This is a genomic window from Nostoc sp., assembly GCF_036919595.1.
GTDB lineage: Bacteria > Cyanobacteriota > Cyanobacteriia > Cyanobacteriales > Nostocaceae > Nostoc.
In genome coordinates this window covers 101509-122573 of the sequence record NZ_JBALCO010000157.1, presented here as the reverse complement: position 1 = coordinate 122573, position 21065 = coordinate 101509, and the positions used below count along the sequence as shown (strand labels likewise).

The window sequence follows — 21065 nt, the reverse complement described above, 5'->3', positions numbered from 1 at the left end:
CTTTTGAGTTGAAGTGCGGATATAAAATTGCCAAATCATCCCCATGCACAACAAATTATTTAATAGTAATATCGACAACACTAACATCGAGAACGATCGCATTTTATTAACTCCCAATGAAGTAAAATCAAAATTACCTTTAACACAATTAGCTGAACAAAGAGTTTTAGCATTTAGACAGGAAATAGAACATATCCTGGATTTTCAGGATCGCAGAAAATTTATAGTAGTTGGTCCATGCTCAATCCACGATCCAAAAGCAGCGCTCGAATATTCTGAGAGATTGAAAATATTGGCCGAGCGAGTTAAGGATAACTTGCTACTAGTTATGCGAGTGTACTTTGAAAAACCAAGAACAACTGTAGGCTGGAAAGGATTAATTAATGATCCAGATATGGACGATTCTTTCCATGTAGAAAATGGTTTGTTAATTGCCCGGAACCTGTTATTAAAAATTACAGAATTAGGATTACCTGCTGGTACAGAAGCACTAGATCCAATCATCCCTCAATACATTAGTGAACTGATTACATGGTCTGCCATTGGAGCACGCACGACCGAATCACAAACTCACCGCGAAATGGCAAGTGGGCTTTCGATGCCTGTAGGTTTTAAAAACGGTACTGACGGTAATATTCAAGTAGCTTTGAATGCCCTACAATCAGCTAGAAACCCGCATAATTTTCTGGGAATTAATCAAAACGGACAGGTAAGCGTATTTCAAACTAAAGGTAATTCTTACGGTCACGTAATTTTAAGGGGTGGTACTCAGCCCAACTTTGATCCAGCAAATGTCAAACTGGTTGAAGAGAAATTAAAACAGGCAAATTTACCACCGAGAATTGTGATTGACTGTAGCCACGGGAATACCAATAAAGATTACAAATTACAAGGTATTGTCTTAGAAAATATTATTCAGCAAATAGTGGCTGGTAATACATCCATAGTTGGCATGATGTTGGAATCCCATTTGTATGAAGGTAGTCAATCAATTACTGGTAAACAAGAAGAATTAAAATATGGTATTTCTGTAACTGATAAATGTATTGGCTGGGAAGAAACTGAAAAAATTATTTTGGCTGCTCACGAAAAACTTAAGTAAATACCATAGTGGAGGTTTTCAGAGGCTTTGAATCTTACTCCCCAATCGTAGTAGGGCTTGTCATTACCCAATATATGACAATCCCTGCTTGGAATTCTATTCCAAGGTTAATAGCTTGCATTGCTTTCAAAAGATATAAACAAGAATTTTATATCATGTCCGCTTGATTACTTATTAAACCTGAAAAACCCTACTCCACCAAAGCTACGCTTTGTCTTCCCTAAGTGCAAGCAGGGCTACGGTGTACACACAAGTCGAAAAAAGCTCGATTTTCCATTTTATCTCGTTTCTCTGGTTCCTATGCTTTGTATAGGAATGTTGGTGTTCTCATCCAATCAATAACTACTGTAACATCAATATTAATCCTAATAATTCCTGTGTTTATTCAGATTTTCTTTCAGTGGTATTATACAACAAATATTCTGGTAAATATGACCCCGAATTCTACTGTGGTTTTTTGAATTAGCGATGTCTACGACGAGCTTGTTTATGAGATGCTGCGCGTAGCTCGATTCTCCATGTGGGTACGCTTACGCAAGCAAATATACTAAGCCTGTAATGCCTTAAACCACTTATTTAAAACTGTACTGATGGTTTTCTTAATCTGATGCTTACGACTCCATTTCTGGAATGCCATTTCATACTCTTCGCCTTTTATTTGAAAGGTATTCCAAACATCCAGCCCTACAGGTAATCCGCAGAATAGCAAAATGTACAGCGACCAAGAAATTCCGCCACCAGTGATTAAATTTACCAGTATCAAAAAGCCATTAAAAATTGCATAATTCCCTAGACGCTTCTGAAATCTTATGATAAGGTAGGCGTCAAAAGCTTTTCGCTGTTGGACTTGGCTCTGTAGCCCTACCCAATCACGTTCTGCTAATTTTAAAGAATCAGGTGAAATTTCTAACTCAGCAGCAATTTCTAATATCTGCTCATAAGAAAATTCTGTATCCTTGTCATTAGCTTGACGAGCGATCGCTAAGTGCAGAATTTGTTGGACATCTTCTTGGCTATAAGAGCGGATGCTTTGAGGTTCAAACGCTGTCATAATTCTTTCGCTTATATTAGTTTTAATAGAAATTTGCTACCCAATAGATTTTAAGCAGCTACGCCAGTACTATTTCCATTATCTCTACATTAGCAAATCTGGATGTTGTCGCGCGTCTAATGTATTGTATTTTTAACTTTGAGTAAAATGCGTCTATCGCTCCTGCACTTTTGGTTGTCAGTAGGCATAAATATATTTAATAACTTGTACCTAACCGTTAGGGACAGATTCGAGGATGCGATCGCCTTTTTCTTTAGTTGCGACAAGACCCACAAAATGATTGGTGTGATCGGCGCTGATTTGCTGCTGTCGAGTATCAGTGATTTTTTGAGAAACTTAAAAGTTAGCCCAAGAGCAAAAACTTTTATTATTGAACGCGACGGGCTATTAATAGCTAATTCTAGTAGCCACAGACCATTTACGTTAATAAATGGTAAAGCGCAACGCTTAAGCGCATTAAATAGTAGTGATCCCTTAATTCAAGCGACAGCAAAGTATTTACAGCACAAATTTGGCAACTTTAAGGCAATTAAAGACACCCAAATACTAGATTTTGAGTTTAAAAGCGATCGCGAATTTGTCCACGTCATGAATTGGCAAGACGAGTTCGGTCTCGACTGGTTAGTAGTTGTCGTTGTACCAGAAAGCGATTTTATGGCACAAATCAACGCCCATAACCAGACAACAATTTTTCTGTGTCTTGGTGCATTAGGTATAGCAACAATTTTGGGAATCTACACTTCTCGTTGGATTATCAAACCTATTTGGGAGTTAAGCCAAGCAAGTAGTGCGATCGCATCTGGTAACTTAGACTTAGCAGTAAAAGTTTCTAGGATCAAAGAACTCAGCATCCTTGCCCAATAGCAGTTTGCTCTTTAATTGAGGTACAAAATGCAGGACTCACGCATCAGATATAAAGAGTTTCTACCTCCTACCTCAAGCCGGACTGCCTCAAAACCCGTAGCTTTGTACTTCATGCAAAAGAAAACTGCTGTATAACCCCGCCCAAAGCAAGCCAGATTTTTTCCTATGTGTAAATTGGGAACGATCGCTTATAAATCCCTATGTGAAGAACTCTAGTTATATCCAGTCTAATCAAGATGCGGCAGAGGATAATAACCAAATAGGGACTAATAACAAGGACTTAAGCTAATGGTTAAAGAAAATGGATCGATTCGTACCCTATCAGTAGATATTGGTGGTAGTGGCGTTAAGGCTATGGTTTTGGATATTACGGGGAATCCTGTAACGGAAAGGGCACGTTTAGATACACCCCAACCTGCTACACCAGATGTTGTAATTAATGCAATTGTTGTGTTAGCAGCGGCTCAAGGTGAATTTCATCGCGTTTCGGTCGGTTTTCCTGGTGTGGTGCGGTCTGGAGTCACAGAAACAGCGGTAAACTTACATCCAGATTGGATTGGATTTGATTTGGAAACAGCATTATTAAAACATTTAAATAAGCCTGTGCGAGTGATTAATGATGCAGATATGCAGGGGTTTGGAGCGATCGCAGGTAAAGGTGTAGAATTGGTGATTACTCTGGGTACAGGGTTTGGTTCGGCTTTATTTATGGATGGTAAGCTGGTACCGAATATGGAAATGGGGCATCATCCGTTTCGCAAAGGAGAGACTTTTGAGCAACAGTTGGGGCGTGCAGAGTTAGAAAAAATTGGTGAGAAAAGATGGAACAGGCGTTTAGAAAAAGCGATCGCATCCTTGGAACATCTGTTCAATTATGATTACCTTTACATTGGCGGTGGTGAAGCCGTGAGAGTGAATTTCCAGCTACCGTTAAATGTGAAACTCATCCCCAATATCACTGGTTTATTAGGCGGTATTGCTTTATGGCAAGATGAGAAAAAGTAAAAAGTTTTTCAGTAGCCACAACTGGGCGTACTAAGCGCTAAGGGCGGGCTGGATTGGTTGCAAAGGGTATTAGCACCCATAGCATCCACAGGAGCTTTATCATCTTAACCGACGTGGAAACTGGAAGGCTACCAGAGAACGAACTGACTAAAGAATTGATTTACCACTGCGACTCACTCAAGAAGACAGTCAATGAGCAAGGCGAGAAGCTACTAGGTGGTCAGCACATCCAGGGTAAGCTCATGAGCAAGGTAGTAAACTTGTTGTTCCAAGTATTGTGTAAAATAATTCCCGTAGTATGATGTTATAAACCCTTCATACAAATGAGGGGTTTTCAAATCTGATAAAGTTTCAATTACCCTGAAGTTTGATAATCTTTATAAGGCGTTGGGAAGAATCCCCAATGATATGAACCGAGAGAAAATCTGTTTGATAAGTTTGGTTTTGGGTTGCGAGTGCGATCAATCTTTCAGCTACCCTGAAGTTGATATATAAAAGAGCAATTTTCAAATGACTATTTACTTTTATAAGGTTTGGCAGCCTTATGGCTGTTTTTCTAACTTTTCTCCCCATAGAATCCACATCCAGGGTACTTACTGGCCAACGGTTGAGCATTATTATCAAGCGCAAAAGTTTGTCGGCAGCACAGATGCGGCAATTATACCCCTCATTCATGCCGCCGCCACCCCAGAAGAAGCTGCCGCTTTGGGAAGATGTAACACTCGCCAATTCCGTCGAGACTGGGATTTGGTGAAAACTCAAATTATGCGAGAAGCTGTACTCAAAAAGTTTCTTACTCATCTTGATATTAGAGAAGTTCTCCTGAATACAGGCGATGAGATTTTGGTTGAAAACTCCCCAACCGATTCTTTTTGGGGCTGTGGTGCTAATAAAACAGGTCAAAACCATCTCGGTAAAACTCTCATGAGTGTACGTGAAGAAATCCGTAAGTTACTATCTTTAACGGTAATTTACGAATAATTTCATCAAAATAGTTACATTCAACATAAAATCAGCAATTGTACGGGGAATAGTAAAGTTCCCCAGCCAAAAATATTTGAAAAAGTTGCCAATAATTTAGTTGTTTATTTGAAAAAATCTTAATTAATTGAATTAATGGGTAAAAATCGTCAAAAAATATTTTGAATTTAAGGAAATTATTAAGGCATAAATTTAAGTATAATTACTGGAATAACTTCATGTTTTAGAATATAAAATTAATAGATGACAATGATTAAAGTTTCTTAACTTTAGACCTGATAAATATTTGAAAAGTCTTTACTGATACAGTAAGCGTTTTAATATTTACTTAAATAAATTTTATAAGGCTACGGGAATCAAGTAAAATATCTGATACTTTTCAAATATCCTTAAAATCTATTTCCAAAAATATTTGCAACAAATGTATGCCGCAAGCAACGCATTTGTAGCAGGAATTTCTTGAAATTGGATGAAAATCAAGGCATTGTAAGTTGAAAATTTTTATCAAAGACAATTATAAAAAAAATTATACTTCAGTCATGGTGTATATAGGCAATGACATTTACCGATAAACCAAAAGGTTTACAGCAAAACTTAGACCAAGAAAGTTTACTGCATCTGATGATAAACCAGATCAGGCGATCGCTCGACCTGCAAGAAATATTAACGACTACTGTTACTGAAGTACGTTTATTTTTGCGTTCAGATCGAGTAATGGTATATCGCTTTGATGCTAATGGTGATGGTGAAGTTATTGCTGAATCTATTCATAACCAGCGTCTGCCATCGTTATTGGGGTTGCGCTTCCCAGTTCATGATATTCCCGAAGTGGCCAGAGAAATGTTTTTGTCAGTGGGACAACGTTCGATTGTCGATGTAGCAAACGAGAAGATCGGGCTATCGCCTCTACAAACAAAAGAAATTGGCAAACCCCTACAAACTAATATTTACTATCGGCAGGTAGACCCGTGCCATATTCAATACTTAAAGGCAATGGGCGTGCAGTCTTCTTTGGTAGTACCAATTTTACATTGCGACCCCCAAGAACAATCGGCAAAGCCTAAATTGTGGGGATTGTTAGTATCTCACCATAGTGAACCGCGAAAGATTTTGAAGCGGGAACTAAAAGTATCGCAGCAAGTTGCCGATCAGGTAGGGATCGCGATCGCTCAAAGTAATCTACTCACTGAAACCCTCGCCAAGCAAGAGCGAGAAGTTACTATTAACCGAGTTACTACACTATTGCATAAACTACCGATAATCCAATTGCAGCGAGCGCTAGAAGAAGTTATTACTGCCTTCGGTGGAGTCGGTGGCAGGCTTTACATTGAACAGAGTCGGGAACTATACACCTGGGGCGACCAACCTACACTCCCCTACGAGTTAGACAACAGTATTATCGAACAGCATCCTATGTGGCAAAACTGGATGGCTGAGTGGAAACCAGGTAATATTTGGACAACTGTTGACCTCTATAAAGAACCACGTTTGCGAGTTTTGGCTTTAGCATTCCGTTCTACTCAAATTCGCGGACTCATGGTGATTCCCTTACATTACCGCGAAAAATTTATCGGTCTATTAAGCATTTTTCGCTCGGAATTTGAAACTGAAATCTTGTGGGCGGGACTATGTGAACAAAATCGGCGACAACTTTTACCCCAGCTTTCCTTTGAAGTTTGGCGAGAGCAAAAAAAGGGGCAAGCAGCTGAGTGGAAACCGGAAGAAATCTTATTGGCGCAAGCCTTGTACGATCATTTTTCAATGGCAATTCAGCAGCAGCAAATGTATAAACAGGAACAAGCCCTGAATGTCAACTTAGAACTGCGGGTGCAAGAGCAAACGGCTGAACTCGAAAAATCATTACTGCTTACCAAAGTACTCAAGCAAGTCACAGAGCAGATTCGCCGCACATTGGACTTGCAGACAACCCTGCAATCCATCGTCCGGGAAGTCCGTCCCCTGCTAAACTCAGACCGGGTGCTGATTTTCCAACTTCAGAGTAAATCGGTGATTGTGGAAGAGATTAATGGCAATTGGCAGTCAGTTTTGGGAATAAAAGCACCACCGGGATGCTTTCCTGATCAGTATACAAATCCATACTTTCAGGGCAGAGTACAAGCAATTAACAACGTTTTAACAGATCCTTTAAGTGATTGTCATCGAGAGTTTTTGCAGAGTCTGCAAGTGCAAGCAAACTTAATAGTTCCGATAAACATGGGTATACAACTATGGGGGTTACTAATTGCCCATGAGTGTAAGGCTCCCAGAAATTGGCAGGATGCAGAAATTGATTTATTGCAACAGCTAGGAGATCAGGCTGCGATCGCCATTCAACAAGCAGAACTCTACAAACAAACCTGTGATGCCGAAACTGAAGCCAGAAATCAAGCTGCACATTTAGAGCATACCCTACATGAACTCCAAGAAACACAGACAAAATTGATTCACACCGAAAAAATGTCTGGCTTAGGACAGTTGGTAGCGGGTGTCGCCCACGAAATCAACAACCCCGTTAACTTTATCTACGGTAACCTGTGCCACGCCTGTGACTACACCGAACAACTGCTAGAAATTTTACGCCTTTACCAGTTACACTATCCCCTCCCACATAGTGAAATTCACGTTGCGATCAAAGCGATCGATTTTGAATTTTTGGTAGAAGACCTCCCGAAAATCATGAGTTCAATGCAAGTAGGAACTGAGCGCATCCGCTCAATAGTGCTGTCGTTACGAAATTTTTCTCGCTTGGATGAGGCTGAAAACAAGCGCGTTGACTTGCATGAAGGCATTGACAACACCTTATTAATTTTGCAACATCGCCTGAAAGCAAATGCTGAATTTCCAGGTATTCAGATAATTAAAGACTATGGCAACATCCCCAGGGTGGAATGCTATGCCGGCCAAATGAATCAGGTATTCATGAATATTTTCAGCAATGCCATAGATGCCCTGATAATGGGGGCTGAGGACTGGAGACTAGGGACTGGGGAACTGAAGACTAGGGACAAGGTGGACAAAAGGAATACCTCATGCCCAATACTGACTATTTATATTTCCACTAAAATCTCAGTAGACAACTCTCGTCTGTTGATTCGTATTTGTGACAATGGCCCCGGAATGACTCAAGAGGTGAAAAAGCGAATTTTTGACCCGTTTTACACTACCAAACCTGTGGGCAAGGGTACAGGACTGGGACTGGCAATCAGCTATCAAATTATTGTCGAAAAACATGGTGGAATAATGGAGTGTATTTCAGAACCTGGCAAAGGTACAGAATTCTGGATTGAAATTCCCGTCAAGCCTTAAACCAAAATCAATAGACTTCTTGCATAAATAATTCATGGTACAATGATTAAAAATTCTTCAAAAGTAAAGTTTCGTTGCAAAAAAAATTCCTCCCATCCCCAAATGATAATCTAATAGTTAAAGCCACTAAATAAGCATTCACTAGCAGATATAACAGCTACATTTGAAATGTAATAAGAGGTAAAAAAAGCTGTTTAACTTATTACATCTGTCTCGTAAAAAGACAGCAGCACCCAACGCGAAAACTGCTATTTCCTCAAATATGGAAGATTAGGGGACGCCGTAACTGATTTTCATTACTTGTTTACAGAAGCGATGAAAGTGATTACATCCCTGGATAGAATAAAGAAGAGGAGGAAATAGTTCAGCATTTAAAGGTTTGGGTGTTGTTGTATTTAAAGAAAAGTCTGAGCTAGGGTCTCCTCTGGGTGTAAGATTATACGAAGTTGAATAGTGAGAAATAGTTTAAATAGCGCCTTATGTCAATTATTGCGCTTAGAGCGTGGTATCTACAGGATTACGAGCCGATTCCAGAACTGGAAAAACGTCTGCCAGACATTCGCTTAAGCAAAAAAAGCCTGTTGAAATCAGCATTGCGAGCAGACTTTTTGGAAGAAAGCGACGAAGTTAAGAAATCAACTTGGTTTGGACGCTATTTAGAAGGGGAAAATATTGAATTTTATATTGAAGGTAGTGGTGGCTATTGCGTAGCTAACATTGACTTAATTAGTCATGAAATTTATTTCACCAAGCAGGCGGTGTTAGCTCAGTTAGAACCAACGATTTTTTTGTGCTATCAAACTGAGTATGCCGCAGCGACGAATGTTTTAAGAGAAGAACTGCGAAAAAGTTTGGACAGTTTAAACAAGCGATCGCGCTTTCCCCTAACATTAGTAGAATCCTCTCGTCCCAGCGGTGCGCCTGTACGGATTAACCGGACAGTCATGCGAAAAATCCGTAAGAGTTTGTTATTTATCGCTGACACCACGCCCATTGCTAGTATTGATGGTAAAGAAACTCCCCAACTAATTCCCAGTCCTAATGTCTGTATTGAGATTGGCTATGCTATTCAAAGTAAGCGGTCTGAACAGATTTTACTAGCGCAAATGCAACGCCCAGAGTTTGAAGGGGAATTTTCCTTCGACTTACCCACACAGCAAATTTTGCAATTCCAAGACATCACAGAATTAAATAAAATCCTCACAGGAACCATTGAAAATCAGCTAGCACGATTCAAATTGTTTTTTTGAGCAAGATAATATTACTTACCAAAAATCGAACTATAGCACTCCTCACTGAACTGTTTTGACTTATCAGGAGCTTTTTATATTTAGAGTTTTTTATAATTATTTCTTTTTATCCTTATCTAGCTTTTCTTGGATAGCTTGACGGCAAAACTCTGGCGGGTCTTCTTGTGCCTTCACCTCTTCCTTCATCTTTTCAGTAGCACGAAAACTAATTGAGAAGCAGGATTTTGAGTATTATTTGAGGATTTAAATAAGAGTAAACGCTAAAAAGGTTGATTTTACGTTGATTAAAATAAACGAACAGGTTTTTTTTGTAGCTGAGAAGTAATCGAACTCAGCCGATCAACCACAGAAATCATGTATTTGTAATCTGGTACTTGTCCATTGGATATATACCCTACTTCTTGAGCTAAACCTGAAGGTGCATCACTCATAACTTTGCGGATGAATTCTTGACGGTTACGTTCTACATTCGGTCCAATCAAGACCACACCTAATGGTACATAGTGAGGGTCTTTAAATAATATGCGAAATTCGGTTGGGCCCAACTGTGAACCGTAGAGAGCCAATTCCGCCTCCGAGACAGCACAGGCGATCGCTTTTCCTTGGGCAACCAATTCCAGCCCGGCTTTGGGTGTGGGTGCAAATAGGATCTCTGCTAGTGTTGTACCATAAAGATTGTAAAGTGGGAAATAATATCCTGTTGCTGAACCTAACTGACCTAAAGCCACTGTTTGACCTTGCAGCTGTTTTAAGTCAGATATTGGATTGTCTTTGCGAACAACGAAGATTGAACGCAAATTACTAATACCTATTAAAGGAAACAGGGGAACATATTGATGACGTGCGATCGCAATAGCCGCTAAACCTGGTGGAGCAAATACCAATGACCAAGCACGAGCCTGAAGGCGCTCAACCGCTCTATTTTCATTAAAAGCAGGCTCTAGCTGAATATATGAGTTTGTCTTTTCACCCAAGTAACTATTGAATTTAGCATATTGGCTAATTATCTGTTCGCCTCCACCATAGTTGATAACACCAATAGTTAACGTGCCTTCAAACTCCTTTGGTGATTGGCAGGCAGCAAATGTAAAACCTAGCAGATTAAATAGAAATAAACGACGGGGAAATCGCAAAAACATCATTAATTATGGTTAAAGATATAACTTGGCTTTCAGGACTAATTTAGATAAGTTTGACTGCTGCCTAAATAGGTTACATTGCAACAAAAAATTAATATTTATTTAAATATTGTTGAGATGCTTTCTAACAGGTATAAATAAATATTAGACAAACTCAGATCCCACCTTCGTTGCTTAGGTTATGTTAAACAACATTACATTAAAAAACTTAAAAATAGGTGCTAAATTTAACTTACTTTTAATATTAGTTTTCATAGTCAGTATTGTGGGAAGTGGTGTTGCCTTATCCAGTGTACTTCAAGGGAGAGCGCAAAATGAAGTCGCTTCTCAAGCACAGACTCTCATCCAAATGGTGAACGCAGTTAGAGATTATACACAAAATCGGATAGTTCCTCTATTGGAACCTAGACTAGATACTAACCCAACGTTTATGCCTGAAGTAGTACCAACTTTTTCCTCTAAAGAGGTTTTTGAGAATTTTCGTAAAAAGCCGGAATATAAAAACTTTTTTCATAAGGATGCAACACTTAATCCAACTAATTTAGCAGATAAAGCCGATAGTTTTGAAACTCAACTTGTAGAGCGTTTTCGCAACGAACCAAAGACTTTAGAAATTACTGGCTTTCGCACCTTGTCAGAAGGTGAAGTATTTTATATTGCCCAACCACTCAAGATTACACAACAACAATGTCTGCGATGTCATACTACACCAGATCAGGCTCCTAAGAGTCAACTGGTAACTTATGGATCGGAAAATGGTTTTGGCTGGAAACTGAATCAGATTGTTTCTGCCCAAATAATCTCTGTTCCCTCTCAAGAGATTTTTGCCAATGCCAAACGGACTTGGATATTGATAATGGCAATTTTAATTACTATCTTTGCGCTCGTACTTTTCTTAATTAACTTCTTAATTAAAAAATATGTTATTCAGCGGATCAGAAGAATAGAGAAAATAGCCCAAAAAGTTAGTGTGGGTGATATGAACGCTGATTTTGAAGAAAGCTCTAATGATGAAATTGGCGGGTTAGCAGAAGCATTTAATCGAATGAAAGCTAGCTTAAAAATAGCTCTGGAGATGCTGAATAATTAGAGCTAATTTCATTTTTGATTTTAGATGGCAATTCTTAGAGACGCTCTTGCGTTCGCTCAGTCAAACTATTTTGGATTATGAAAAAGTCAAGCTAAATACAACCTACCCATTTGTTGCATTTTTTAAAAATTGGTATCAACTAAAAATTTAAGAAAGTAGACGTTGCTGAAATTGCAAAGCTTTTTGAGGATCGGGAATTTGTAATGCTAAAACTTTCACAAATTCTGCACGAGAAATCTGCCCAGAAGACTTAACAGCTTTTTGGACTAATAACTTAGCTATTGGCCCAATTAAATTAGCCAATTCCCGTTCGCACTGATGCACAAAGCTATCACTGATTCCTTGAGGTTCTTGGCTTGGGAAATTATTTGACTTAATTTCCGATTTAACAGTAAGTTCCTGTAGTAGAGTAGGTTTCTCTAATAGAAACATTGTTTTCTTCTTAAAATCAATTTGTTGATTTACTCGAAGATGAAGGGCCAATTGACTAATTAATTCTTCGGGGTTGGGCGCTGATGCCGCAACTTGTCGTAGTAATCTTGAGGCAACGGGGCCGACAAATTCCAAAAGAATTGGTTCCAACCGACTGTAATTGTCTGAAGACAGGATAGAAACAGGCGAATACCCAATTGAGTTTTGTTGAGAAAGTGAAGCTTGAGGCGGTTGTGTAAAAGATAGTGGTTGAAGTGATTGCGCTTCTATTTTAGTATCGAGATCCTTAAGCGCCTGTAGAACTTCAGCCGCAGACTGATAGCGTTGTTTGAAGTGGTGTAGTACCATCTTAGATAGTACAGATGCTAACCCAGAACTGACGTTAGCCTGACGCTGCCAAGAAATTTCTCCTGTATCTGGGTCTTCCTCAAAGTTTATCGGATGTAACCCCGTCAGCGATTGAATACCAATAATGCCCAAGGAATAAATATCGCTGTTGGGGCGGGGCTTACCTTGCCCCTGTTCTGTAGACATATATCCTGGAGTACCAATGATAATAGTAGCCCCCATCTGCCCTAGAACTGTAACCAGTTGAGTTTGGACTTGTTTAACTGCGCCAAAGTCAATCAGCACTAACTTGCCGTCTTGTTGCCGCCTGATTATATTGTCCGGCTTGATATCTCGATGAATAACGTTGTGGCTGTGAATAAATTGTAGAATACCCAGAACCTGTTGGAGCAGTTGAATTACTTGATCTTCTGTCCAAGGTTGATTGGGGAATAGTTCTGCTTTGAGAGTATGCCCTTCAATGAACTCTTGCACCAAGAAGAACTCTTGGTTGTCTTCAAAATAGGCTAAAAGCCGAGGAATCTGGTCATGATTGCCCAGTTGTTCTAGTGTTTCTGCTTCACTTGTAAATAGCCGTCTAGCGGTTTCGAGAAATTCAGGGCTACGAGTGACGGGCTTAAGGTGTTTGACAACGCATTTCGGGAAACCTGGGCGATGGGTATCTTGGGCAATATAGGTTTGACCGAATCCACCTCCACCTAAGATTTCAAGGACTTGGTAACGTCCGTCTAATAATTGTCCTAACATTGTGTCACTTGCCTAAGTCCTCAAATTAATCTTGGCACAACTACCAGCTTTGGCAAGGTTTGTTGAGAAATAAATTAGGTAGGTAGTGCTGAAATACCAAAGTTTTTTGAGGATTGTACTACAAGTTCATGACTTCCTAAACTCCAGATCGGCTTGTAGCCATATTATTGTTGAAGTTTTAATTCCTCATAAATCGGTAGTGTCGCAACTTTTGAAGTACTAGTCGGTTGAGAGACTACGGTAACTTCTCCCTGTGCAGTTTTATTTATAAAGTAGGTGATTCCCCTAAAGCTCAATTTATAGGCTACTGGTGGTAGAGGAAGTTTCGCCGTTATGCAACAGCTAATATAAACATTACACTTTTTAAGGAACTGGTTAAAGGATTAGGCGTCTACAGTGAAGAGTCATGCAACATTGGTCATTGAGCATTAGTCATTTATTTCCTTTTGCCTCTCTGCTCCCCACCTCCCGTATGCTTACCCTTTTCATTCGGGGGTTACGTGGTTAACAATGGGTTGAATGTTTTTCAAACGATCCAACCTTATGCCTAGAACTGCAAATGAATATGCCGTATACCTCCTACTGGAAAGCGGTCACCGGGAAGAAGTACGTTTTCCTACTATTCAAGAGTTTCAGAAGTGGTATAGTGGCGAACTTGTGCCAAAGTCTGCTTCTAATGACTTTATTAGCGTGCCGATCAAAAATATTCAAGGGGAGTATATGGTCATCCGCCCTTCTCGGATTGTGGCAATCCGGGTAGAACCCGTTTTTAGTTCCAGTGTTGAAAGATTCAACTAAATGATGAGAAAAACCCTTGCTTTGCTTTCCTTGAGTTTGGGAATTGCCCTTATAAACCCTCTCTGGTCGGCTGTTGCTCAGGTTCCTTATTTACTGCCGTTGCCAGTACCCACAACTCCTGATCTTCCACCTCTACCAGTACCAATTACTCCTGAGTTAAGGCCACCGCTAAAACCAATCGCTATTGCAAGCGATTGTGCGTTCGGGCAGACTTGTTTGGGTTGGGATGACCAAATTTGGGGTCAAACAGGTAAAATAGGCGATCGCAATGCGTTGTTGGCTTCCATTGACAATAGTCTGCTTTACCTAACAAAGAAGGAGGCGATCGCAGCATATCAAAATTATCCAGTTAAGGAAATTACCCTTGATCGCGTCCGCACGAGTTTGCTACGTTTCCGCGAACTGGTTATCGGTTCTAAGTCAGCAGCGCAACTACAAGCCGCTGTCCGCCGTGAGTTTGTCTTTTACCAGTCTGTGGGCAACGATGGCAGAGGTACTGTTAAGTTCACTGCTTACTACGAACCTGTTTACACTGCTAGCCGTGTCAGGACTTCAATATATAAGTATCCTCTTTATCGGCTACCACCTGATTTCAGCCAATGGCGTAAACCCCACCCAAAACGAATTGATTTGGAAGGTAAGGATGGTTTACAAGGAAATAAGGGCAAGTTGCGCGGTTTAGAACTGCTTTGGTTTCGCGATCGCTTTGACGCATACATGGTACATATCCAAGGTTCTGCCCAAATTAAATTAACTAATGGCAAAACAACGTCAGTTGGCTATGCAGGTGGAACTGATTACCCTTGGACTAGTATCGGCAAAGAACTAGCCAAAGATGGCAAACTTCCACTAGATGGATTGACACTGCCACGGATGACTGCTTTCTTCCGGCGACGGCCGCAGGAGTTGAGCAATTATCTGCCACGCTGGAAACGATTTATTTTCTTTCAAGAAACTGGTGGTACCGCAGCTACAGGCTGTATTCGTGTGCCAGTGACAGCAGAACGTTCCATTGCTACAGATAAGTCTCTCATGCCACCGGGAGCGCTAGCCCTGATTCATAACTCATTTCCTTATCCTGCCAGTGGTGGCAAACTAGAGAGACGTACTGTCAGCCGCTTTGTGCTAGACCAGGATACAGGAAGCGCCATCAAAGGCCCAGGACGGGTAGATTATTTCATGGGGTCTGGTAAACTAGCAGGCGATCGCGCTGGCATCACAGGCGGTAATGGTTCACTATATTATTTGCTGCTCAAAGAATAAAGTTAATAGAGATGCGATTAATCGCGTCTGTACAGGAGTTAGGAGAGACGCGATTAATCGCGTCTGTACAGGAGTTAGGAGTTATTAATTCAAAACTCATCATTTATCACTCCTCACTCCTCACTTTTTTTAGTACGGCGGATAAGCAAAATCATCTTCATCAGCATAAACGTAAGAGTTGGAAACTCCTGCCATCGCCAATTTAGGCGTTTCTGATTTTACAGGTTCCTTCCCAAAATCTTTGTATTCTTCAAAAGTCTTGCAAATCATTGCAGACTCAAGAGAATCGGAAGCAATTAAGTATTGTGTTAAAGCTCCTACTGTCGGATGTTTATAGTCTACAGTTGAAGCTACCAGAACTGTATTTGGTTCAATACCTCTTTCTTCACACTCAATTATCGGGCAAAAAATCCCGTGAGCGTGGAACAAAGGGCCTTTTGGTGTCAAGGGTTGCTTGCGGTAAACAGCATAAGCCTTTTCTAGTTCAGCAACGAATCCACTAACTACTTTACCTTGTTGATATTCGCAGTAGGTTTTGCTGAAACTCGCTCCGGCGGCACCATTAAGAGTTAGTTGTAGTGGTGATTCATGTAACAACTTTTTATTCTCACCCACTATAAAAATTAGATAGCGAGTAAAGGTTTTAAATTTAAGTTTGTCGGCCAAAAAAGCATCATAATTTTCTTTGAGCGTACCCAGTTTTAGACCACTTTCTCGGTCTTTGACAGACAATGGCCCTCGACGCACTAAAACCAAGTGTGGACTAGTGCTAATAAACACCGTTTCGACTCCAGAGCTAAATTCATGCTCTACCTGCTGCCAATTATCATCTGGCACAAAGCCGACAGCATTGGCATTATCTAGCTTAATCGCCAAACCGTGGGATTGCATACCATCTGTGCCATACCGAGGATTAATCATCTGACACCAGGGGATGACTTGAGAAGGCGGTGCATTAAATTTCTCGTCTTCAAAGTCGAAATTAGCAGATGCTTTCATCGTTTTAGGCTATCAAAGTGTTTTATTGAACAAGTTTATCAGCACGCTGATCCTGGAGAGCCAGAAGGAGAGCGTTGGTTCGAGCGTCACCCATCCTTTGCACGTCGCGCTCAAAAGAAGGGCGAACGTGGCATCAAACTGGCGTAGTAGTTTTTCCAGATTAAGGCAGAATCAATCTATGTTGCAATCCCTGTTTCGTTTTGTAACAACAAATCCTCATCGAAATAGTGCTAGGCACTCAGCACTTATTGCTCAGTATTGTTAGAGTGAAACTGCATTACTGACCGAGAAGTAATTTAGCCTAGTTTGTGCCTATTCCTCTTGCCATTATTGCTCCCAATAACGGAATCAAACCAAAAAGTGACCAATAATTCAGATTTTCATTGACTACGAACCCACAATCATTAGCAGGGGTTGCTACTGCATTCCCTGGTGATTCCAGCTTTGACTCGGAAGAATTGGCTGGTATCAGCTTTGTTGTGGCCTTTGTTTTAAAGTTTGATGGTTGTAGATGAATATAGGAATAATCGAGCCTTACAGTAACGGGTTTTTAGAAGTTGTACCAGAGGGTGAAGACAGCGATTATTGGCAGATTGCAGCTATACATATCAATGGCCAAGCTTACTGCCCTACCCCTCGGCTTTATCGTTCAGAAAGAGCGGCATTAGCAAAAGCTACACAAATTTATGATTGGATAGCTGCCCACGAAGGAGAAATTAGTAATGGGGCTTGCAACTGCTCTGAATTGAAACTCATCCTATGGCAGCAACCAAAAGTATCTTAGTTGCGCTATGTTTTCGAGATTGTCCAGAAATACTTTATTGAATCGAAGTAAAGGCATACAGAAATCTATCTGTCCCCTTGGAAATAAAATGACTTGCAAGAGTGTTCAGCAACCCAGGTCTAATTCACTTTAACAAGGAAGAATGATTCAAAGAATTAGTCATATCACATTCATCGTCAAGCGTCTCATAGAGAGGAAATCTAGCAGTAGCGCGATCGCACAATTGGAAGTAATAGTTCAAATCCACTGAAGTTAATTCGCTAATTCTAATGTAAAGGCGATCGCTCCTTACCCATTAGTATAATTTATGCACTTGTATGAGGAATTGAAGAAGTTTTGCTTGCAGCGATCGCCTCATCACCCGAAGCATCCAGCCAAAAGGTTTTTTGTTTGGGGTAGGATACAGGGAAGGGATTAGAAGTCGGGGGTTAATTCGCGGTGAAAAATTGGCGAAAGAAAAGTTGCTGCTAGAAAGAGCGATCGCTTCTTGCGTGCAACTTTGACTCGCTTGTATTTTCTAAAGGCAAACTGTTAGCCCAAACTTTCCTCCCTACGAGACGCTGAACGCTAACGCTTGTATATTTTTAGCTGAAATACTCAGTCTTAGTGAGGAGCAATAAAAGTAAAATAATAAACTAGTATGCCTTGCTAAGAGATACAGCCAATCAGTATTGAGATTCTGATCATCGCTTCTAACTAACTTGTAAAATGTCAACCGCAAAAAATCCCTCCACCCTTATGACTGTAAAAATCCAGACCGAAAAAGACTTTTTTACTGCAAGCACTAATATAAATATCAATCAAGAAACAGAAAACGAAAAAGTTTTATGTTCTCATTGCCAGCGCACAGCTACGAACGGTATTAAATGTAAAGGAATTTGTGTGGCTGACAATGACTATTAAGGGATGATTTTCTGACAACGCATACGCTCGTGAATTGTGTGAACGGATTGCGAGGCTTGATCACTAAGCTGAAAATTTTCCTTCATATTACGTTATGAGAGTAACAATCCTCTCCTTTTTTTCACTGAGCTTGATGCAGAAACATAAATATTAAAGCTTCAGGTAACATATAAAATATGTAGTGTTAAATAAATTTTTTTATCCTGGATAAAAATATGGAAAACAATCAAGAATACCATATGTCCTCAGATGAATTTCGTCATTGGGGATATAAAACTATTGATTGGATAGCTAATTATTTAGAAACAGTAGAGCAACTGCCTGTTTTATCTCAAGTAGAACCTGGAGACATTAGAGCCAAACTACCAGAAACAGCCCCGGTAAAAGGAGAGTCTTTTGCAGACATTTTACAAGATTTAGATGAAATCATCGTACCAGGATTGACTAATTGGCAGTCTCCAAACTTTTTTGCTTTCTTTCCTACAGGTATTTCTGCACCATCAATTTTAGGAGAATTAGTCAGTGCGGGACTTGGAGTTCAGGGGATGTTGTGGGCAACTTCTCCAGCTTGTACTGAGTTAGAAACTCATGTTTTAGACTGGTTAGTAGATATGTTGGAACTTCCCTCACAGTTTAAATCTTCCACAACAGGAGGAGGAGTAATTCAAGACTCAGCCAGTAGTGCTTCTTTAGTAGCTTTGATAGCAGCTAGAGAACAGTTAAAAGTAGATATTAATCAACTGGTTGTCTACACTTCTATTCAAGCACACTCTTCAATTGAGAAAGCTGCCATCGTAGCAGGAATTAAGCGAGATAATTTCCGTTTAATTGAGGTTGATGCTGATTATAGAATGCGTCCAGAATTACTACAGCAGCAGATTATTTCAGACATTGAATCTGGGTTAATCCCTTTTTATATTGCTGCTACTGTAGGGACAACCTCATCTCATGCCATAGATCCATTAACAGAAATAAGTGCGATCGCTCAAATACATAACATTTGGCTCCATGTTGATGGCGCAATGAGCGGTACAGCAGCTATATGTCCTGAGTATCGGTGGATTCATCAAGGATTAGAACTAGCAGACAGCTATTGTTTTAATCCTCACAAATGGATGCTAACTAATTTTGATTGTACCTGTTTTTATGTGAAAGACCGAGCTAAACTAATTGATGCATTATCTATCATGCCTGAATTTCTCAAAAATCAAGCTAGCACGTCTGGTAAAGTTATTGACTATCGAGATTGGCAGATTTCTTTAGGACGTAGATTTAGAAGTCTCAAACTGTGGTTTGTAATTCGGCACTATGGTATAGAAGGCTTACAGCATTATATTCGCAAGCATATTGCTTTAGCACAAGAATTTGCTGAATGTGTAAAATCTCATCCTAGTTTTGAACTGGTTGTGAATCCCCGGTTAAATTTGGTATGTTTTCGCCATAAATTAGGTGATGCAATTAACCAAGAAATCATTAACAATATCAACTCTTCGGGTAAAATCTATCTCACTTCCACCAAGCTTGAGCAAAAATTAACTTTAAGAATGTCAATTGGACAAGCAACCACAGATAAAATACACGTACAGCACACTTGGCAATTAATTTGTGAAACTGCTGAGAACATAGAAAATCATTAACTCACTTTTCGCCACACACGCTCAACAGTTAAACCATTAAGTATACGTTGAGCGTGCAGCTTGTCTGTTGGCTGCTAACGTGTAGAAGACAAGCACGGAATACAGCGCTAACGTGCTTGTTTGTCAGAGGTTTTCCGTATTTACCTTATAAGGTTTCGGTGGACTCACCAGGCTTAAGGACAATCTTGATACAGTTGTCCTGCTTGTCCTTGAAAATTTGGTAGCCGTGGGGTGCTTGATCTAGCGGCAGACGATGGGTAATCACGAACGATGGATCGATATCGCCATTTTGAACGTGATCGAGCAACGGACGTAAGTACCGATGAACGTGTGTTTGTCCCGTTTTCATCGTCAAGCCTTTATTCATGAAAGCCCCCATAGGTATCTTGTCTACAAAACCAGTGTAAACACCGGGAACGGACACGGTGCCGCCTTTGCGACAGGCAACGATCGCTTGACGCAGCACATTGGGACGATCTGTCTCTAGACGTACTGCTTGCTTGGCTTTGTCATAAAAGCCTTCCAAACCCAAACCGTGAGCTTCCATGCCCACCGCATCCATTACCGAGTCGGGGCCACGCCCACCCGTCATTTCTTTTAGGGCTTCACCCACCTCGACTTCTTCATAGTTGAGGATTTCTGCCCCACCGGCTTTTGCCATTTGGAGGCGTTCGGGAACGCGATCGATTGCAATCACCCGCTCTGCACCGAGAAGAAAGGCGCTTCTAATCGCAAATTGCCCTACAGGGCCGCAACCCCAGATCGCCACAGTATCTCCAGGCTGGATATCACAGTTTTCCGCAGCCATGTATCCGGTGGGGTAGATATCAGTCAGAAACAAAACCTGTTCGTCTGTCAGTCCATCTGGAATCTTGAATAAACCAACATCGGCAAAGGGAACGCGGGCATATTCAGCTTGACCTCCGGCGTAGCCGCCTGTGAGATGGGAGTAGCCGAAAAGACCCGATGGGGAATGACCCAGCATTTTTTCTGCCATCCAAGCGTTGGGATTGGAGTTATCGCAAAGCGACCATAAATCTCGATTGCAGAAGAAACATGATCCGCAGGAAATAGTAAAGGGGACGACAACGCGATCGCCTATATTTACATTCTTGACAGCCTTCCCTAACTCAACGACTTCTCCCATGAATTCATGACCCAGGATGTCGCCCTTTTGCATCGTCGGGTTGTAGCCATTATAAAGATGTAAATCAGAACCACAAATCGCCGTTGAGGTGATTTTAACAATAGCATCACGCGGATTAATAATTTTGGGATCGGGTACGGTTTCGACCTGCACATTATGGGTACCTTGCCAGCAAACTGCTTTCATATGTTGAATTTCCTGAAGTTAAGTTGTTTGTTA

At 40.5% G+C, this 21065-nt stretch carries 18 protein-coding genes; 13 read left to right on the top strand and 5 right to left on the bottom strand.

Annotation, left to right across the window (positions count from 1 at the left end; translation table 11 throughout):
• Positions 1-43: 43 nt before the first annotated feature.
• Complete coding sequence (locus V7K21_RS24530) at positions 44-1102, top strand: 3-deoxy-7-phosphoheptulonate synthase (RefSeq protein WP_335177834.1); 1059 nt, start codon at positions 44-46, stop codon at positions 1100-1102.
• A 547-nt stretch (positions 1103-1649) separates the two neighbouring features.
• Here the strand turns inward: V7K21_RS24530 and V7K21_RS24525 are convergent.
• The gene (locus tag V7K21_RS24525; RefSeq protein WP_335177832.1) at positions 1650-2153 is read right to left on the bottom strand and encodes a 2TM domain-containing protein; all 504 of its coding nucleotides are present in this window, start codon (positions 2151-2153) and stop codon (positions 1650-1652) included.
• A 147-nt stretch (positions 2154-2300) separates the two neighbouring features.
• Here V7K21_RS24525 and V7K21_RS24520 point away from each other — a divergent pair, with 147 nt between their 5' ends.
• The 5 genes from V7K21_RS24520 to V7K21_RS24500 all read left to right on the top strand — a co-directional run bounded on the left by V7K21_RS24520 (position 2301) and on the right by V7K21_RS24500 (position 9559).
• Positions 2301-3017: a HAMP domain-containing protein gene (locus tag V7K21_RS24520; protein WP_335177831.1), complete on the top strand. Its 717-nt coding sequence runs from the start codon at positions 2301-2303 to the stop codon at positions 3015-3017.
• 288 nt (positions 3018-3305) lie between these two features.
• Entirely contained in the window at positions 3306-4022 is a 717-nt protein-coding gene (locus V7K21_RS24515) for an ROK family protein (RefSeq protein ID WP_335177829.1), read from the top strand.
• Between the two features lie 510 nt (positions 4023-4532).
• The gene (locus tag V7K21_RS24510) at positions 4533-5003 is read left to right on the top strand and encodes an NADAR family protein (RefSeq protein WP_273767987.1); all 471 of its coding nucleotides are present in this window, start codon (positions 4533-4535) and stop codon (positions 5001-5003) included.
• A gap of 555 nt (positions 5004-5558) precedes the next feature.
• Positions 5559-8309, top strand: a complete 2751-nt coding sequence (locus tag V7K21_RS24505; RefSeq protein WP_335177827.1) for a GAF domain-containing sensor histidine kinase — start codon at positions 5559-5561, stop codon at positions 8307-8309.
• Positions 8310-8788: 479 nt separating this feature from the next.
• Positions 8789-9559, top strand: coding sequence for a hypothetical protein (locus tag V7K21_RS24500; protein ID WP_335177825.1), 771 nt, complete (start codon positions 8789-8791; stop codon positions 9557-9559).
• Positions 9560-9843: 284 nt separating this feature from the next.
• On the opposite strand, the gene V7K21_RS24495 is transcribed toward V7K21_RS24500, so the two are convergent.
• On the bottom strand, positions 9844-10698 hold the full coding sequence (locus tag V7K21_RS24495) for a phosphate/phosphite/phosphonate ABC transporter substrate-binding protein (RefSeq protein WP_335177863.1): 855 nt from the start codon (positions 10696-10698) through the stop codon (positions 9844-9846).
• 181 nt (positions 10699-10879) lie between these two features.
• On the opposite strand from V7K21_RS24495, the gene V7K21_RS24490 reads away from it, so the two are divergent.
• Complete coding sequence (locus V7K21_RS24490) at positions 10880-11788, top strand: Tll0287-like domain-containing protein (protein ID WP_335177823.1); 909 nt, start codon at positions 10880-10882, stop codon at positions 11786-11788.
• Between the two features lie 147 nt (positions 11789-11935).
• Here the strand turns inward: V7K21_RS24490 and V7K21_RS24485 are convergent, their stop codons facing one another.
• Complete coding sequence (locus V7K21_RS24485; protein WP_335177822.1) at positions 11936-13315, bottom strand: serine/threonine-protein kinase; 1380 nt, start codon at positions 13313-13315, stop codon at positions 11936-11938.
• 543 nt (positions 13316-13858) lie between these two features.
• On the opposite strand from V7K21_RS24485, the gene V7K21_RS24480 reads away from it, so the two are divergent.
• Together V7K21_RS24480 and mltA are read left to right on the top strand one after the other, a co-directional pair.
• Entirely contained in the window at positions 13859-14113 is a 255-nt protein-coding gene (locus tag V7K21_RS24480; RefSeq protein ID WP_229463410.1) for a hypothetical protein, read from the top strand.
• Positions 14114-14116: 3 nt separating this feature from the next.
• On the top strand, positions 14117-15376 hold the full coding sequence (gene mltA / locus V7K21_RS24475) for a murein transglycosylase A (protein ID WP_335177861.1): 1260 nt from the start codon (positions 14117-14119) through the stop codon (positions 15374-15376).
• 129 nt (positions 15377-15505) lie between these two features.
• On the opposite strand, the gene V7K21_RS24470 is transcribed toward mltA, so the two are convergent.
• Positions 15506-16375, bottom strand: coding sequence for a DUF5895 domain-containing protein (locus V7K21_RS24470; RefSeq protein WP_335177820.1), 870 nt, complete (start codon positions 16373-16375; stop codon positions 15506-15508).
• A gap of 383 nt (positions 16376-16758) precedes the next feature.
• Between V7K21_RS24470 and V7K21_RS24465 the strand changes: the two genes are divergently transcribed.
• The 4 genes from V7K21_RS24465 (at position 16759) to V7K21_RS24450 (ending at position 19699) form a co-directional block, all read left to right on the top strand.
• Positions 16759-16890 carry a hypothetical protein gene (locus V7K21_RS24465; protein WP_334963899.1) on the top strand — a complete coding sequence of 44 codons (132 nt, stop codon included), beginning with the start codon at positions 16759-16761 and terminating at the stop codon, positions 16888-16890.
• On the top strand, positions 16887-17159 hold the full coding sequence (locus tag V7K21_RS24460) for a hypothetical protein (protein WP_335177818.1): 273 nt from the start codon (positions 16887-16889) through the stop codon (positions 17157-17159). Before V7K21_RS24465 ends, V7K21_RS24460 begins: the two co-directional genes overlap by 4 nt.
• A 708-nt stretch (positions 17160-17867) precedes the next feature.
• Positions 17868-18062 carry a hypothetical protein gene (locus tag V7K21_RS24455; RefSeq protein WP_335177865.1) on the top strand — a complete coding sequence of 65 codons (195 nt, stop codon included), beginning with the start codon at positions 17868-17870 and terminating at the stop codon, positions 18060-18062.
• A gap of 215 nt (positions 18063-18277) precedes the next feature.
• The gene (locus tag V7K21_RS24450) at positions 18278-19699 is read left to right on the top strand and encodes a pyridoxal-dependent decarboxylase (protein WP_335177816.1); all 1422 of its coding nucleotides are present in this window, start codon (positions 18278-18280) and stop codon (positions 19697-19699) included.
• Positions 19700-19844: 145 nt separating this feature from the next.
• Here the strand turns inward: V7K21_RS24450 and V7K21_RS24445 are convergent, their stop codons facing one another.
• Positions 19845-21032, bottom strand: coding sequence for a zinc-dependent alcohol dehydrogenase (locus V7K21_RS24445; RefSeq protein WP_335177814.1), 1188 nt, complete (start codon positions 21030-21032; stop codon positions 19845-19847).
• Between the last annotated feature and the right edge of the window lie 33 nt (positions 21033-21065).